Here is a 15,922-nt window from a genome sequence, read left to right on the forward strand (position 1 = left end):
GTCGGAATGACGTCGCAGGTCCCACTTTCCAGGACCGAACCCACTGATCCGAGAGTCGTGGAGCACGGTCCGACGGGCCTCGTCAGGCGGTCCACGCCTCCGGGTCGACGTCCTCCGGGTCGATGCCCAGCAAGGAGCCGATCTGCTCGGCCAGCACCTGGCGCACCAGCTCCTCGGTGTCCTGCTCGCCCTCGCACCGGGTCTGGATCGGCCGACGGTAGACGATCACCCGTGCCGGATGGTCCCGGGAGGGCGGCAGGACCCGGCCCAGCAGCACCGTCACGTCCTCCCAGGGCGCAGGATCCGAGGGCGGGACCTCCTCGACCAGCACCTGCAGGTGGGCGAGACGGCGCGGGAAGCGCTCGGCGAGGGCGGCGCCGGCATCGGCGACGGTGTCGTCGAACTGTTCCCGACGCGTGCGATATCCCGGAAGATGCGGAGGGATCAGATCCCAGCGGCGGCCGCGTCCGCGACGATCACGGCGTCGGGGTCCCGAGCGGGGTCCGGGTGCGCCGGGGAGAGACGACGGCTCGACATCCATGCCCCCACAGTAGCGTTCTGCGCCACGTCCTCGCCGGTCAGGGCGCGCCGTCGACCGGCCGACAGCGGGACTGCGTACACTGCTGGACGTGCCAGCTCGTGAATGCTCCAGAACCGCCTGCTCGCGACCGGCCGTGAGTTCGTTGACCTTCGTCTATGCGGATTCCACCGCTGTGCTGGGCCCCCTCTCGCGGGTCAGCGAGCCCCATGCCTATGACCTCTGCCGCGACCATGCGAGCGGTATGACCGCGCCACGGGGCTGGGAGCTGCTGCGGGTTGCCGGGAGCGAGGAGGTCAGCGACGATCTGGTCGCTCTGGCCGATGCCGTGCGCCCCCATCGGCCCCCGGCGGAGCCGACCGGGCACAGCCCGGGCCCGCCCTCGTCCCGCGAACCGAGCCGTCGGCCCGAGGGCACCGAGCCCGGCCGCCACCTCCATGTCCTCAGGAGCACGAATGACTGATCCCGCGCCGTCCTCCGACGGCACCGCCCCGGCTGCGGTCGATCAGGACTCCCATGCTTCTCCCGCCTCCTCCGTGTCCCTCGCCTCGATCGTCAAGGCCTACGACGTACGTGGCACGGCCGGGACCCAGCTGAGCGTCGACGTCGCCCGTGCCCTCGGAGCCGCCTTCGCGGACTTCCTGGAGTCCCAGGAGCTGATCGTCGCCCATGACATGCGCGTCAGCTCCCCGGAGCTCTCTCGTGCGGTCATCGAGGGCGCGGTGCGCCGCGGGGCGATCGTCGCCGATGCCGGACTCTCCTCGACCGACCAGCTGTACTGCGCCTCCGGGCTGCATCGCGCGGCCGGGGTGATGATCACCGCCTCCCACAATCCGGCCCCGGACAACGGCCTGAAGCTGTGCCTGCCGGGCGCGCGACCGATCAGCCGGGACACCGGTCTGGAGGAGATCCGTCGCGGTGCCGAGGCCTACCTCGCGGCCGGCGAGATCCCGGAGCGCGGGGACGGCCGCTCGGAGCCGCTGGACACCCTCCCGGATTATGTCCGGACCCTCCATGAACTGGTCGGCGTCCCCACCCGTCGGCCTCTCCGGGTCGTCGTGGACGCGGCTAACGCCATGGCCGGACTGACTGCCCCCGCCGTGCTCGGTGCCCTGGAGCAGCTGATGGTGATCCCGCTCCACTTCGACCTCGACGGCACCTTCCCGAACCATCGTGCCGACCCGCTGGACCGCGAGACGCTTCGCGATCTGCAGGCGGCAGTCGTCCGGGAGGGGGCCGATCTCGGGCTCGCCTTCGACGGCGACGCCGACCGCTGCGTGGTGGTCGACGAGACCGGCACCCCGGTCCCGCCCTCGGCGGTGACCGCGCTCATCGCGCGCCGCGAGGTCGCCCGGGCTCGTGCCGCCGGCGAGGAGCGGCCAGCGGTGGTCGCGAACCTGGTCTCCTCCCGCCACGTCACCGAGACGGTGCTCGAGGCCGGGGGAGACGTGGTGCGCGCTCCCGTGGGCCACTCGCTGATCAAGGCGATCATGGCCGAGCACGACGCCGTCTTCGGCGGCGAGCACTCTGCGCACTACTATTTCCGGGACTTCTTCTCCGCGGACTCCGGGATGCTCGCGGCGCTCCATATGCTGGCAGCTCTCGCCGAGACCGACGGGCCGCTCTCCGCGCTGGTCGCGGAGCATGATCCGTATCCCTCCAGCGGGGAGATCAACTCCCTGGTGCGTGACTCCGGGGCGGCTCTGGACCGGGTCCGCGAGCAGTCGACGTCGCTGAGAGCCGCGCAGATCGACGAGCTGGACGGGCTGACCGTCGTGCACTGGGACGAGGATCTCGACCCCGAGGACCGCTGGTGGTTCTCGCTGCGCTCCTCGAACACCGAGCCGCTGCTGCGGCTGAACGTCGAAGCAGGAGAGAGGACCACCATGGCCCGCATCCGGGACGAGATCCTCGCCATCGCACGGGACGAGGACGACGCCGACCAGGCGGGGCCGGGCGCAGAAGCCGTCGAGCTTCCTGCCGGAGCCAGCGGTGCCGATGTTCCCAGCTGGGTGCGCTCGCGCCTGCGCTGTCCCGACTGCGGCGGAGAGCTGCGGGACGTCGAGGCGGCTCTTCAGTGCACGGACTGCGCCCGTCGGCACCCGGTCGAGGGCGGGATCCCGGTGCTGATCGCCGGGCGCCACGACGTGCCGACAGCCTGAGACGACGCACGGACACCCGGAGACGGAGAGTCCCCGGCTCCGGCGCAGGTCCGGGCCCAGCTCCAATCCCCGCTCCCGCTGAGGGCCACAGTCTCTGCTGCGGGTGACGCACGTGCGCCTGCGGTGAGGGAATGCTCTGCCGGAGAGCGACCGGGAACGCTCTGCCGGAGAGCGACCGGGAATGCTCTGCTGGAGAGCGCCTCAGGCGGAGAAGCGGACTGCGCGTACCTCCGCGGCGAGCTCCTCCTGGCGCCCCTGCGCTCGACGCAGCCGCTCCTCGTCACGGCGCGACCGCTCCGCGATCACCGCGGCCAGAAACTCCTCGGGCACCGTTCCGGGCGGCGGAGCTGGCGCGACGTGGGGCAGCGTACGACGCAGCAGATCCCGGGAGAGCTGACGGCGCGACTCCGGATTGATCCGGTCAGCCCGCGGCAGGAACGAGCGGATGTCCTGCATGAGGGTGAGCGGGAGCCGGCCCACGTCGGCGGCGGCCACCCACTCCTGCAGGCGCGCGGGCACCTCGGTGCGCCTCGGCTCGAGTGCCGCCATGCGCTCCTGGATCACGAGGGTCCCGGCCAGCAGATCGCCCAGTCGCCGAGACTTGCGATCGATCACCGCGCAGGTCAGCGCGATGGATCCGGCGGTGGACCAGATCTCCAGCATCGCCATCACGGCACGGAGCAGGCTCTGGCGCCCGTGGACGGGACCGCCGTCGTCCCGCACCACCCGCGTGCCCATCGCGATTCGCCCCACCGAACGACCCTGCAGCAGCATCTCGCAGAGCACGGGGTATCCGACGTAGGCGGCCACGGACACGGCCACGATCGCGGCGGCGATCAACCCCTCGTCGAGATCCGCGCGCGCCGCCGTCCATGCCACCGCGACGGTGCAGACGATGAGGATGCCCAGCTGCAGCGCGCCGTCGATCGCGGCGGAGAGCATGCGGGCCGCGAAGGAGGCCGGACGCAGATCCAGGAGGACAGCATCCCCGGTGATCAGCGCGTCACGGTCGGTGCGCGCCGTGACCGGCGCAGCGGAGCCCATCGTTGCCATGCCCCCATCCTGTCAGCCTGCGGTGCCCTCGGTCAGCGCCGAGCGTCGGCTTCCGGCGCCGAGGGCTCCGACTTTCGTCGGCGGTGCGAGGACGGTCGGGACCCTACGCTGGGATCGTGGACACCGACGCATTCATCGCCGTGCACCGCCCCCAGTGGGAGCGGCTCGCGGAACTGACCCGTTCGCGCACTCTCGATGCGCAGGGCATCGACGAGCTGCTGGCTCTCTATCAGCAGACGTCCACGCACCTGTCGACCGTGCGCTCCACCAACCCGGACCCGGCGCTCACGGCACGGCTCTCCCTGCTCGTGCATCGGGCGCGCCTGCGGATCACCGGGGCACGGATCCCGCTGTGGAAGAACGCGCGCACCTTCCTGTGGGAGGACCTTCCCGCCGCCCTGTACGAGGCGCGCTGGGCGGTGGCGCTCTCGGCCGCGATCTTCCTGGTCTCGGCCATCGTCACGGGGGTGTACTTCGGGACGGATCCGGTGGCCCGCGGCCTGGTGCTCCCCGAGGCGGCCCAGCGCTCCCTCGCGCAGCGCGACTTCGTCTCGTACTACTTCGAGGGCGAGGCCACGGGCTTCGCCGCTCAGGTCTGGACGAACAACGCGTGGATCACGGTGCAGGCAGTCGTCTTCGGCGTCACCGGGATCTGGCCGCTGATCATGCTCGTGCAGAACGGGTTGAACGTCGGGCTCTCCGGAGGTGTCATGGGCGCGTACGACGGGCTGGACACCTTCTTCGTCTACCTGCTGCCCCATGGTCTGCTGGAGATCACCGCCGTGCTGGTCGGCGCCGGTGCCGGGCTGCGCACCTTCTGGGCCTGGGTGCGGCCCGGTCCGCTCCCTCGGCTGTGGGCCCTGTCCCGGGCGGCCCGTTCCCTGATCACGGTGGCGATCGGGCTCGTGCCCGTGCTCCTGATCTCGGGCTTCCTCGAGGCCTTCGTGACTCCGAGCGGGCTTCCTCCGGCGGTGCGGGTCGGCCTCGGCGCCCTCGCCTGGGCGGCGTTCATGGTCTTCTTCCTCGTGCGCGGGCGCCAGGTGCATCGCCTCGGGATCACCGGCGACCTCTCCGACGACCTCGTGGGCGATCGCGTCGCCACCGCCGGTTGAGCAGCGCCTCGCCCTCGCGGTCCGCCCCGTATTCTTCCGGGATGCAGAGCAGCAGCGCCGACCGGGACTTCGCCCCGTACAACGCTGCGCAGGAGGGCAGGGACGTCCGCCCTCTGGCGCGCGCCGCGGTCGACGCGGCCCGGCCTGCGGGCGATGCGGCGGGTCCGATGATCACGGGACGGTCGACGGACACGGCCGGTTCAACGGATGCGGAGGGAACGAGGCGGGTGGCCATCGACCTCGGGTGCGGCCGAGGCATCGAGACCCGGCATCTCGCGGAGAGCGGGTACTCGGTGCACGCCTATGACGTCGACCCCAGCGTGGCGCCGGCGATCGCCGAGCTGGCTGCGGAGCTCCCCGTGCAGCACGAGACGCTGGATCTGGCCTCGATCACCGCACTCCCGGCGACGGATCTGATCCTGTCCTGTGCCACTCTGCCCTTCGTCCCGCGGGAGCACTTCCACGGACTGTGGCAGGCGATGCGGGAGGCACTGCGAGCGGGCGGAGTCCTCGCTGTGGATCTCTTCGGGGACCGCGACGACTGGGCCGGCACCGACGGCACGTTCATGGCCCGCGCCGAGGTGGAGACCCTGCTCGCGGGCTTCGACGTGCTCTCCCTGCAGGAGCGGGAGCGTGACGGAGCTTCGTTCCAGGGCCCGAAGCACTGGCACACCTTTCAGGTCCTCGCGCGCCTCAGGTCCTCGCGCGGCTGAGGTCCTCGCGCGGCTGAGCTCCCCGCACGGTGATGCGACCGCGAACCGGTGACCCGAGGAGCACTGTCGAACGGCACTCCACGCGTCACGCGCGAGGTGCCTCGGCACGATGGGCAAAAAGGTTCCATCTAGCTGGTACTTTCCACGTCGTACTTGGGGGTGTGCTCGACGATGGGCAGAAAGGTGCCGTGGGGATGGCACCTTCCACGTCATGGCGTCGCGGAGGGGGGACGCGCGACGTAGGGGGCACGCGCGACGTGGGGGCACGCGCGGAGTGAGGCAGGGTCTTGGGTGCGGGTGCGGGTGCGGGTGCGGGTGCGGGTGCGGGTGCGGGTGCGGGGAGGAGGGCCGGCGGAGAGCTCAGAGCCTGCCGGCGGCCTTCAGGGCGAGGTAGGCATCTGCGAGAGCCTGCGGGGCGCTGTCGGGCGGGGCATCGACGACGTGGGCGCCCACCCGCTCGAGGGTCCGGGAGACCCCGGCCCGCTCGGCGCGCGCCTTCTCAGCGGCGGCCGCACGGTAGACGTCCTCGACGTCGCTGCGATCTGCGGCGAGCTCCTCGAGGGCAGGATCCGCGACCGAGGCGACCACGAGCGGACGGTCCTTGGCCAGGCGTGCGGCGACCGGCAGCAATCCCGTATGCACGACCGACGCATCCACCGGGGTCACGAGCACCACGAGGGAGCCGCGCCGGGCACGGTCGGCGATGACCCCCGCTGCGCGATCCCAGTCGGTCTCCACGAGCGCAGGGTGCACCGCGGCGGTCGCGGTGACCATGTCGTGGAGCACTTTCGTCCGAGTCGAGCCGAGCACGGAGACGTGCGGGATGCGGTCGATGCACAGCAGATCCACGCGGTCCCCGGCCTGCCCCGCGAGCGCTGTCAGCAGCAGCGCGGCGTCGAAGGCGGAGTCCAGGCGGGTCGCGTCGCCGAGGCGGCTCGCCGAGGTGCGTGAGGTGTCCACGACGATCAGCACGTGCCGATCCCGCTCAGGCCGCCAGGTGCGCACCACGACGCTGCGGCGGCGGGCGGTGGCACGCCAGTCGATCGAGCGCACGTCGTCGCCGTCCACGAAGTCACGCAGCGAGTCGAACTCGGTGCCCTGGCCGCGCTGGTGGATCGCCGCCAGGCCCTCGATCTCCCGCAGCCGCTGCACCCGCGAGGGGAGATGGCGTCGTGCACCGAAGGGGTGCAGGGCGAGCAGGCGGCCGGGGGCGTCGGCCCTGGTCGTGCGCCGGGCCAGCCCCAACGGGCCGCAGGAGGCGACCAGGAGCGCGCGGGAGCTGTGCTCGCCGCGTCGCGTGGGGGTGAAGTGCTGGGAGATCGCCCGACGCTCGTGAGCCGGGACCCGGATCGTCGTCCGCTGTGCGGCGAGGCCCGCGGTGGGGTTCCAGGCGTCGCGCACCTCGAGGTGCGCGGCGCGGGCGGTGGTGTTGGTCAGCAGCAGCCGACCGGTGACCTCGTTGCCGAGCCGCACCTGGATCGGTGCCTCGCGGCGCACCCGGATCGCGGTCGGGGCGGGGGCCGCGAAGGCGTCGGCGAGGATCACCAGCGCCCACAGCACGAACAGGGTCAGCAGCATCCACCAGCTCGGCCACAGCACGACCACGGGCAGGGGGATCAGCGCGGCGAGGGCCGCGCGCGGGGTCAGGGAGATCCTCATGGGATGGCGCCTCAGCGCGGCACCGGCACGGAGGCGAGCGTCGCCGCGAGCACGGACTCGACCTGGGTGCCCTCGAGCTCCGATTCGGTGGTCAGGCGCACGCGGTGCGACAGGGTGGCCGGTGCCATGGTCTTCACGTCGTCCGGGGTGATGAAATCGCGCCCGGTCAGGTAGGCCCAGGCCCGCGCGGTGCGCAGCAGCGCGATCGCGCCACGGGGCGAGACCCCGAGCGAGAGGCTGGGGGAGTGGCGGGTGGCCCGGCACACGTCGACGATGTACTGCACGACCGGATCCTCGGCGACGACCTGGGAGACGTCCTGCTGGGCGCGGTGCAGGGACGGGACGTCGACGACCGGGCCCAGCCCCATCGCGGCGAGGTCCGTGGTGTCGAAGCCATCCGCGTGGCGGCGCAGCACGTCGATCTCCACGTCGCGGTCCGGGAGGGGCATGACGGCCTTGAGCAGGAAGCGGTCCAGCTGCGCCTCGGGCAGGGTGTAGGTGCCGTCGAACTCGATCGGGTTCTGGGTGGCGATCACGAGGAACGGATCGGGCAGCGGTCGGCTCGCCCCGTCGACCGTCACCTGCCGCTCCTCCATCGCCTCCAGGAGGGCCGACTGGGTCTTCGGCGGGGTCCGATTGATCTCGTCGGCCAGCAGCAGGTTGGTGAACACCGGCCCCTCGCGGAACACGAGATCGCTGGTGGTGTTGTCGTAGATCAGGGAGCCGGTGATGTCACCGGGCATCATGTCGGGCGTGAACTGCACGCGACGCATCCGCACGTCGAGCGCGGCGGCCAGCGACCGCACCAGCAGCGTCTTGGCGACGCCCGGGACGCCCTCGAGGAGCACGTGCCCGCGGCACAGGAGGGCCACGACCAGGCTGGTCACCGCGGCATCCTGGCCCACGACGCCCTTGTGGATCTCCGTGGAGAGGCTCTGCAGGTGGGCACGGGTGTCCTGGTCGACGGCGTCCTGCGGAGCGGTCGAGGCGCCGCGGGGACCGCTGTCGGACGTGCTGTCGAAGTTGCCTCCGGACACGCGGCCGGGGGTGCTTCCGGGCTCGGGGGCCGGGGCGGCACCGGGGGTGGTGTCGGTCATCGGTCGATCTCCTTCTCAAGACGGTCGAGGTCCTGTGCGAGTCGCACGAGGTCCTCGTCGGTGGTGACGGGGGTGGGGCCGAGCAGCGTGCGCAGCTGCTCGGGAGAGCGGTCCGTATGCGGTGCGAGCGCCGCCAGCAGACCGTCGAGGGCGGATTCATGGCGCAGCCCGAGGCGGTCGGCGAGGCGCGTGGAGGTGGCGGAGCGCAGGGAGATGGCCGCCGCGTCCCGGGCATCGGACCGCTGGAGCAGGCGGGCCCGTCCCAGCACGAGCTCCTGGGGCCGCACGGTGACAGGCAGCGGCTCCACGACCACCGGCCCGAACCGTCGGCCCAGCGCGACCACGGCGATCACGCCCGCGGTGAGGATCCACAGCGCGACCGGCCCGGCCCAGTCCGGGAGGTACCCCACGAGGGACTGGCCGCTCGAGCCCATCGGATCTCCGGCAGAGGGGACGTACCAGGTCAGCTCGCCGGACTCGCCGAGCACGTTCAGCACGAGCGCGGAGTTCTCGGCCTCGGCGATCCCTGCGTTGGTCAGCAGGTCGGCGCTGCCCAGGACGATGATCCCGTCCTCCGCGGCCACCAGCGATCCGTCTCCGGAGTCGAAGCAGCCCTCGGCGCCGTCCGCGGTGCGGTACACGGAGGCGGGCTCGCGCAGACCCTCCGCACCGGGCACGTGGACCTGCCGTGCACCGTGGGCGAGGTCCCCGCATCCGGGGCCTGCGGTCAGGTCCGTCGCGGAGCGGACGGATCCGGTGGGGCTGATCCCGGTGGTGACGTACGACAGCGTCGCGAAGTCGGGCTGGACCAGCACGAGCTGCCCGCCGTCGTCCTCGTGGGCGTCGGCGAGTGCGGTGAGCTGCTGTCCCGAGAGCTCGCTCGGTGCCGTGACCAGCACGGTCCGGCCGGCGTGCAGCGCCTCGACGGCGTCGTCGGTGTGGCGGCCCGTCTGCACGTCCACCCCGAGATCCGTGAGCACCTGAACCGTCGCCTTGGAACCCTGCTCGGTGGGGGCGTCGGGCTCGAGGGGGCCGTCGCGGTAGACACCGCGGGCGACCGAGGCGAGCACGGCGGCGAGCACGGCGATCACGACGAGGATGGTCAACCAGGGTCGCCGTCGTGTGCTTCCAGGGGTCGCGGCAGGCCGCCCGGCGCCGAGCGCTCCGACGGGCGGGGTCGACGGTGGCGTCGGAGATCGGCGCGAGGCGGTCGCGGCGCTCATGAGCGGACCCCGGTCGGGGATTCGGACGCGCTCGCGGATCCGGATCCGGATCCGGTCGCGGAACGGGACTCGCTCTCGGGTGTGCTCGAGGGCTCGGCGGCGTCGACGGCGTCGACGGCGTCGACGGCGGTGAGATCCGGGGCGGACTCGGCGATGTACTCCGCGAGCCGAAGCAGGTCATCCGCCTGCTTCTCCGTGGCGTGACGGGGGGAGTAGGCGGCGGTGTCGAAGGCCGTGGCCCCGCGTTGCAGGCGGCCGCGCAGGTCCGGGTAGGAGAGGGCGGCCCGTTCGGCGGCCTCGTGGGCGGTCAGGCCGGCGGAGACATCCAGCAGGGTGCGTTGGTCGAGGTCGCGCACGAGGGAGCGCAGGGCGAGCACCGCGCCGTCGTCGAACCGTCCCGAGGAGATGGCGCTGCGGGACGCCTCGCGCAGCTCGGCGGCGGTCAGCACGGGATCGGCATTGAGCTCGGGGGCGACGGCGAGGGAATGGCTGCGGCGGATCAAGCCGGTGCGGCGCAGCACCAGGAACGCGACCACCAGCAGGGCGAGGAGGAGGAGCACGGCGATTCCGGCCTGGGCGGCCGAGGAGCCGTCGATCCCCGCCACGAGGTTCGTGTACCACTGCTCGATCTGTCCGAGCAGCCAGTCCACGAAGCCGGGGGAGTTGTCGTACTCCGCCTCGGCCAGCTCCTCGAGGATGCGCGAGCGCGCCTCGTCGGGATCCAGCGGAGGAGGGCCGGCGGGGATCATCGCACGCCGCCTGTGGACCAGTTCTCCCGGGCCCGGCGCGTCAGCTCGATGTCCCAGGCCTCATGGCGCATGCGGTTGTCCGCGTAGACGGCGGCGAACCCGGCGCAGAGGAAGGGGGACAGCATCACGTACGCGACGTAGCTGCCGAGCAGGGTGAGGACGGTCAGCACGATCATGCCCACGACCACGGCCTGTCCGGACGTGGCCAGCATGATGGCCAGGTACACCACGACGGCGACCGTGCTGAACACCCCGGCGACCACCTGGAGCGCGACGGAGTAGAGCGCGTACAGGAGGACGCCCACACCGAGCACCCGCCACAGCTTGCGGCCGCGGGTCATCTGGAAGGAGCGCCGGAGCGCACCGAGGATCCCGGTGCCCTCGACCACGAGGGCGGGGATCGCGAGCAGCGTGCGCGCCCAGATCCATAGTGCGGCGACCACACCGATCACCAGGCCGACGACGATCGCCCCGATGGTGAGCGCGTTCGGCTCCTGGACGAGGACGATGGGCAGGATGCCGAGCGCCGTGGGGAGCGCGAGCAGGAGGAGGCTGAGCAGCCCGATCACGATGCTCACGCAGATCGCGGACACCGCCAGCTTCCGGGTCCGGGCCCACATCTCGGCGCCGGTGAGGCTGCGTCCGGTGGCCTCACCGATCGAGACGGCCGTCAGGGCGACGGTCACCAGCGATGCGGCGATCATCGTGATGACCCCGGTGATCGCGGAGGAGCCGATCGTCAGCAGGAGGTCCGAGCCGGAGAAGACCGAGGCGGACGACGACGCGGTGGGGTCGTCCATCATCGCCTGCATGTCGCCGACGAAGGGGATCATCCCCGCCCCAGTCGTGAACATCATGATCGCGAAGGCGATGCCGTAGACGATCGCCGCCAGACCCAGCACCGTCCGTGCCCGCAGGCGGTAGATGCGCACCGCCGCACCGAGCACCTCCCCGAGCCCCAGCGGACGCAGCGGGAACAGCGGCATGTTCTGCACCAGCTCGCGCCGTGGCCCGGCAGGGGCGGAGCGCCCATCGTTCCCCGACGGGCCGCCGTCCGGGGGTCCGTCGGCGCGGCCGGTGGAGGGCAGGTCGGTGCTCTCTGTCGATCCGGGTGCGATCCAGCCGGTGCTCATCGGTCCTCCTGCAAGTCGTCCTGCCGCGTCGTGCCGCCCTCGGCCCGACGGAGGCCGGCGGGGCATTTCGAAGTCCTGGAGGACAACTTACGGACCCGGAGGGGTTTCACCGATCCGACGAACGTCGATGACCTCGCATCTTCCGGACACCCCCGCAAGGAGCGGATGCGAGGAAGGAGACCCCTGCGGTGGCACAATGGCCACCATGACGACGCCTTCACGGATACTCGTGGTTGATGACGACCAGGCGATCGCCGAGATGGTCGGGATAGTCCTGCGCGGCAAGGGCTATGAGGTCGCCACCTCGCCCGACGGCGCCTCCGCTCTGGAGACGTTCCCTCGACTGCGACCGGACCTGGTGCTCCTCGACCTCATGCTCCCCGGCATGGACGGCATCGAAGTATGCCGTCGACTGCGCCGGGAGTCCGGCGTGCCCATCATCATGCTCACGGCCCGCACCGACACCGCCGATGTGGTGGAGGGGCTCGAGGCCGGGGCCGACGACTACCTCACCAAGCCCTTCGAACCCGAGGAGCTGGTGGCCCGGATCAAGGCCCGCGTGCGCCGTGTCGATCCCCCCACCACCGAGCAGCTGGCGATCGGAGACCTGGTCATCGACGTCGACGGCCACGAGGTGAGCCGCGGCGGCGAGCTGATCTCCCTGACCCCGCTCGAGTTCGATCTGCTCACCCAGCTCGCCCGCAAGCCCTGGCAGGTCTTCACCCGCGATGTGCTGCTGCGCGATGTCTGGGGGTACCGCCACAGCGCCGATACCCGCCTGGTCAACGTCCATGTCCAGCGGCTGCGTTCGAAGATCGAGCACGATCCCGAGAACCCCAGCATCGTGGTGACGGTCCGGGGCGTCGGCTATCGCGCCGGGGGCGCGTCCTGAGAAGGTCGGACCGGCCATGAGCAGCCCGGCGAGCAATGCGGCGGGAGGGCCGACGCAGGAGACCGGTTCGGCGCTGAGATCACGGACGGTCGACCCGCGCACCTGGCCCCTCGCTCTGAGGGTCGTGCTGGTCACGACCCTGCTGTCGATCGTCGCGATGCTCGCCGTGGGCGCCTACCTGTCCTCGGTGATCGCGGACGGTCTCTACGAGCAGCGGCGGGACCGTGTGCTCGAGGAGACCGTGGAGGTGCGCCGTGATCTCACGGATAACCTGACCCAGCTGTCCGGCGCGACCACGACCCAGCGCCAGGATGCCGTCAACGCCTTCGTGCAGTCCGCAGGTGGCCAGGGCGGCGGCGACCGGCGGGAGGTGGCCCTGGTGCCGGTGGAGACCTCCGGGACGGTGTTCCCGGTGGCCTCCTCGGATCGCACGCTGCTCGAGGAGGTCGACGACGAGCTCGCGGCCGCCGTGGCGGCGAGCCCGGACTCGGTCTCCTGGCGATCGATCGGCCGTGAGGATCTCGAAGGGAACACGGTGCCCGCGCTCCTCGTCGGCACCCGGGTGATGGTGCCCGGCGTCGGGTCCTACAACCTCTACCTCGTCTACTCGCTCCAGGAGGAGCAGCAGACCCTCGCCTTCGTGCAGCAGGTGATCCTCGGCGGAGGTGGCGTGCTCCTGGCCTTGATCGTCGGCATCGCGATCGTGGTCGCCCGGCTGGTCACGACGCCGCTCAAGCATGCCGCGCACGCCGCGGAGCGCATCGCCGGCGGCGACCTCGACAGCCGTGTGGAAGTCTCCGGTGCGGACGAGCTCGCACGGGTCGGGGAATCCTTCAACGACATGGCACGCAGCCTCGCCCAGAAGGTCGACGACCTCACGGAGCTCTCGCGGGTCCAGCAGCGCTTCGTCTCCGATGTGTCCCATGAGCTCCGCACACCGCTGACGACCATCCGGATGGCATCCTCCGTGCTCGACGGACGGCGCGACGAGCTGCCCGGGGAGCTGCAGCGGACCTCCGAGCTGCTCTCCACCCAGGTGCAGCGCTTCGAGGTCCTGCTGACGGACCTGCTGGAGATCTCCCGGTACGACGCCGGCGCCGTCGAGCTCGAGGCGCACCGCGAGGATCTCGACGCGCTCGTGGTGCGGGCCATCGACGACGTGCGCCCGCTGGCCGGGGCGCGCGGCTGCCTGCTGGACGTGCACCTGTCGGGACGCGGTATGCACGCCGTGGTCGATGCACGCCGCATCGATCGGATCCTGCGGAACCTCCTGACCAATGCGATCGAGCACGGTGCCGACGGGCCGGTGCTGGTGCAGACCGCCTCGCACGAGGACGCGCTCGCCGTGGTGGTGCAGGACTACGGCCATGGGATCTCCCCGGAGGCGGCTCTGCGCGTCTTCGACCGCTTCTGGCGCGCGGACCCCTCGCGCGCCCGCACCCTCGGAGGCACCGGACTGGGGCTGTCGATCTCCGCCGAGGATGCGAGGCTGCACGGCGGATGGCTGCAGGCCTGGGGGCAGGAAGGCCGGGGCGCGGTGTTCCGGCTGACCGTGCCGCGCCGCCCCGGCGGGACTTTTCTGCGCTCGCCGCTGCGCCTGGAACGGAGCTTCGACCGTGACGCCGTCGGGGAGTATTCGGTGACGCCCACCGGCGAGATCCCGATCGCGCCGGGCCTGCTCCCGGACCTCTCGGGCACGTCGGCCGATCCGGAGGCGGAGGCCGATGCCGGTTCCGGCCAGGGTTCAGATCCGAGCTCCACCCGCGACCAGGAACCGCCGATGATCGGAGGCAGCCGATGAGTCCCGACCGTCGAACCGTGCTGCGCGCCGCCGGAGCGGCCACCGTGCTCGGACTCGGTGCCGCGTGCGCGCGCATCCCCACCACGTCCCCCATCGACAGCCGCCCGCTGGCAGGCCGCGCACAGCCCGGCGCGCCCTATGTGCAGGCGCTCCCGCCTCCGGAGGATGCCACCGCGGAGCAGGTCGTCTCCGGGTTCGTGCAGGCCGGGGTCGGGTCCGAGGAGAATTTCGGCGTGGCCCGCTCCTATCTCACGGAGGAGCTGAGCGGAGCCTGGAACCCGACCGCCGGCATCACGATCTATTCGAGCAGCCAGGAGCTGCAGGTGAAGGACGCCGGCACGTCGGAGATGGTCCTCGTCCTCCAGGTGCTCGCACTCGTCGACGGGGGCGGCACGCGCAGCCTGCTGTCGGGTCCGGTCGCACGGGACGTCGAGCTCACGATGGCGCAGGTGGATGGGCAATGGCGCATCAGCGCGGTGCCCGACGGAATCTTCCTGTCCGAGGCCGCGTTCGAGACGCTCTACTCACCGGCACGGCTCTACTTCCTCGACGCACGCACCCGGCACCTCGTCCCGGACCATCGCTGGTTCTCCCTGCAGCGCGGCGCCTCGGCTGTGCTCGAGGCGCTCGCCGACGGGCCGGCGGCCTTTCTCCGACGAGCAGTCCACAACGAGGTGCCCGACGTCCTGGGCGTGCTGGACGCAGAGGTCACCAGCGGGGCGGACGGGACGCCGGAGGTCACGGTGCCCGAAGCGATCCTCGACCTCGCTGCACAGCCTCGGGCGGCGGCTCTCGCCCAGCTGGAGTCCTCCCTGCGGTCCATGCGGACCCTCTCGGGCATCCGCCTGGTGCGGGACGGCCAGGAGTACGCCCCGGAGGACGAGGACGCGATCGAACGGGCGCTGCCGGGGCATCGTGCCATCGCCGCCGGCCCGACCGGCGTGATCCTGCTCGCCGATCCCACGACGGACGCGCCGGCCGACCAGCTGGTCCCGGACCTCGCGGACCTCCCGCTCACCTCCCCGGTGATCGCCCAGGACGGGGTGCTGGCCGCTGCGCTCGTCGACGGCGCCTCGAAGGTGCTGATCGCCTCGACGGACGGGTCCGTGCCGCTGCGTGAGGCCGCCACGGGAGGGCTCTTCGTCCCGCCCCGGATCGACGATGCCGGTTACGTCTGGACCTCGACCGTACGCAGTGCCGGCGTGCTGCTCGCTCTCGCGGGGCGGGGGCCGGCGGACGACGCCAAGGTCGATGCCCCCTGGCTCGTCGGCCGGGAGGTGCGGGCGCTGGACATCGCGGCCGATGCGACCCGCATGCTCGTGCTGTCCGCCGATGCCGCCGGGACTCGGCTCGACCTGTGCGCGGTGGTGCGTGACGAGCATGGTGCTCCGACCTCGCTCACCGAACCGGTCCAGGTACGGACCTTCCTGTCGGAGGAGACCCAGGCCAGCTGGTACGACGAGACGGCGGTGATCATGCTCGGCTCGGACCCGGGGACCGACGAGCTCCGCGGCCAGCTGGTCGACTTCGAGGCCGGGCGGGAGCCGCTGCCGGCGCTGCGTGCGGACACGGATCGCATCGCCGGGACGGTCATCGGCGAGACGATCTGGATCGGGGCCGCCGATGGATCACTCCAGCGCAGCGATGGCAGCGGCTGGGTCACCGTCGATCTCGACGCGCACGACCCCTGGTTCTACTGAGGCGTCCTGGGCCGGTCCGTCCTGGACCGTTCCTCCACACCATCCCTCGGTCCACAGCGGGGCCGCTCGGCCCCGCCGAGGGCGCGTGAC

At 71.8% G+C, this 15,922-nt stretch carries 14 protein-coding genes; 7 read left to right on the top strand and 7 right to left on the bottom strand.

The features are described from left to right. Positions 1-82 precede the first annotated feature (82 nt). Positions 83-541, bottom strand: a complete 459-nt coding sequence (locus tag ABD093_RS02500; RefSeq protein WP_193117403.1) for a metallopeptidase family protein — start codon at positions 539-541, stop codon at positions 83-85. Between the two features lie 133 nt (positions 542-674). Here ABD093_RS02500 and ABD093_RS02505 point away from each other — a divergent pair, with 133 nt between their 5' ends. Further along, complete coding sequence (locus tag ABD093_RS02505; RefSeq protein ID WP_377802285.1) at positions 675-1,001, top strand: DUF3499 domain-containing protein; 327 nt, start codon at positions 675-677, stop codon at positions 999-1,001. Continuing rightward, a complete protein-coding gene (locus ABD093_RS02510) occupies positions 994-2,700 on the top strand; it encodes a phosphomannomutase/phosphoglucomutase (protein ID WP_343922215.1) in 1,707 nt (568 codons plus the stop codon). The genes ABD093_RS02505 and ABD093_RS02510 overlap by 8 nt, the downstream gene beginning before the upstream one ends. A 201-nt stretch (positions 2,701-2,901) precedes the next feature. Here ABD093_RS02510 and ABD093_RS02515 read toward each other — a convergent pair whose 3' ends face one another. Then, positions 2,902-3,753 (bottom strand): RDD family protein, encoded by an 852-nt coding sequence (locus tag ABD093_RS02515; RefSeq protein WP_193117400.1) that lies wholly within the window; start codon positions 3,751-3,753, stop codon positions 2,902-2,904. Between the two features lie 116 nt (positions 3,754-3,869). On the opposite strand from ABD093_RS02515, the gene ABD093_RS02520 reads away from it, so the two are divergent. Beyond that, complete coding sequence (locus tag ABD093_RS02520; protein WP_193117399.1) at positions 3,870-4,865, top strand: stage II sporulation protein M; 996 nt, start codon at positions 3,870-3,872, stop codon at positions 4,863-4,865. Positions 4,866-4,906: 41 nt separating this feature from the next. Then, entirely contained in the window at positions 4,907-5,578 is a 672-nt protein-coding gene (locus tag ABD093_RS02525) for a class I SAM-dependent methyltransferase (RefSeq protein ID WP_343922217.1), read from the top strand. Between the two features lie 360 nt (positions 5,579-5,938). Here the strand turns inward: ABD093_RS02525 and ABD093_RS02530 are convergent, their stop codons facing one another. The 5 genes from ABD093_RS02530 to ABD093_RS02550 form a co-directional block, all read right to left on the bottom strand. Continuing rightward, the gene (locus tag ABD093_RS02530) at positions 5,939-7,237 is read right to left on the bottom strand and encodes a DUF58 domain-containing protein (protein ID WP_193117397.1); all 1,299 of its coding nucleotides are present in this window, start codon (positions 7,235-7,237) and stop codon (positions 5,939-5,941) included. Positions 7,238-7,248: 11 nt separating this feature from the next. Beyond that, entirely contained in the window at positions 7,249-8,334 is a 1,086-nt protein-coding gene (locus ABD093_RS02535) for an AAA family ATPase (protein ID WP_343922219.1), read from the bottom strand. Further along, a complete protein-coding gene (locus tag ABD093_RS02540) occupies positions 8,331-9,440 on the bottom strand; it encodes a DUF4350 domain-containing protein (protein ID WP_343922221.1) in 1,110 nt (369 codons plus the stop codon). The genes ABD093_RS02535 and ABD093_RS02540 overlap by 4 nt, the downstream gene beginning before the upstream one ends. Before the next feature lie 113 nt (positions 9,441-9,553). Beyond that, the gene (locus ABD093_RS02545) at positions 9,554-10,306 is read right to left on the bottom strand and encodes a DUF4129 domain-containing protein (RefSeq protein WP_343922223.1); all 753 of its coding nucleotides are present in this window, start codon (positions 10,304-10,306) and stop codon (positions 9,554-9,556) included. Then, on the bottom strand, positions 10,303-11,439 hold the full coding sequence (locus tag ABD093_RS02550; protein WP_343922225.1) for a glycerophosphoryl diester phosphodiesterase membrane domain-containing protein: 1,137 nt from the start codon (positions 11,437-11,439) through the stop codon (positions 10,303-10,305). The genes ABD093_RS02545 and ABD093_RS02550 overlap by 4 nt, the downstream gene beginning before the upstream one ends. 196 nt (positions 11,440-11,635) lie before the next feature. On the opposite strand from ABD093_RS02550, the gene mtrA reads away from it, so the two are divergent. The 3 genes from mtrA to ABD093_RS02565 are packed head-to-tail and all read left to right on the top strand — an operon-like array spanning position 11,636 to position 15,832. Then, complete coding sequence (gene mtrA, locus ABD093_RS02555; protein WP_193117392.1) at positions 11,636-12,331, top strand: MtrAB system response regulator MtrA; 696 nt, start codon at positions 11,636-11,638, stop codon at positions 12,329-12,331. Between the two features lie 16 nt (positions 12,332-12,347). After that, entirely contained in the window at positions 12,348-14,132 is a 1,785-nt protein-coding gene (gene mtrB / locus ABD093_RS02560; RefSeq protein ID WP_193117391.1) for an MtrAB system histidine kinase MtrB, read from the top strand. Beyond that, positions 14,129-15,832: an LpqB family beta-propeller domain-containing protein gene (locus ABD093_RS02565; RefSeq protein WP_193117390.1), complete on the top strand. Its 1,704-nt coding sequence runs from the start codon at positions 14,129-14,131 to the stop codon at positions 15,830-15,832. The genes mtrB and ABD093_RS02565 overlap by 4 nt, the downstream gene beginning before the upstream one ends. The last annotated feature ends 90 nt before the right edge of the window (positions 15,833-15,922 follow it).

The organism is Brachybacterium tyrofermentans, from assembly GCF_039526165.1.
In the GTDB taxonomy this organism is placed as follows: domain Bacteria; phylum Actinomycetota; class Actinomycetes; order Actinomycetales; family Dermabacteraceae; genus Brachybacterium; species Brachybacterium tyrofermentans.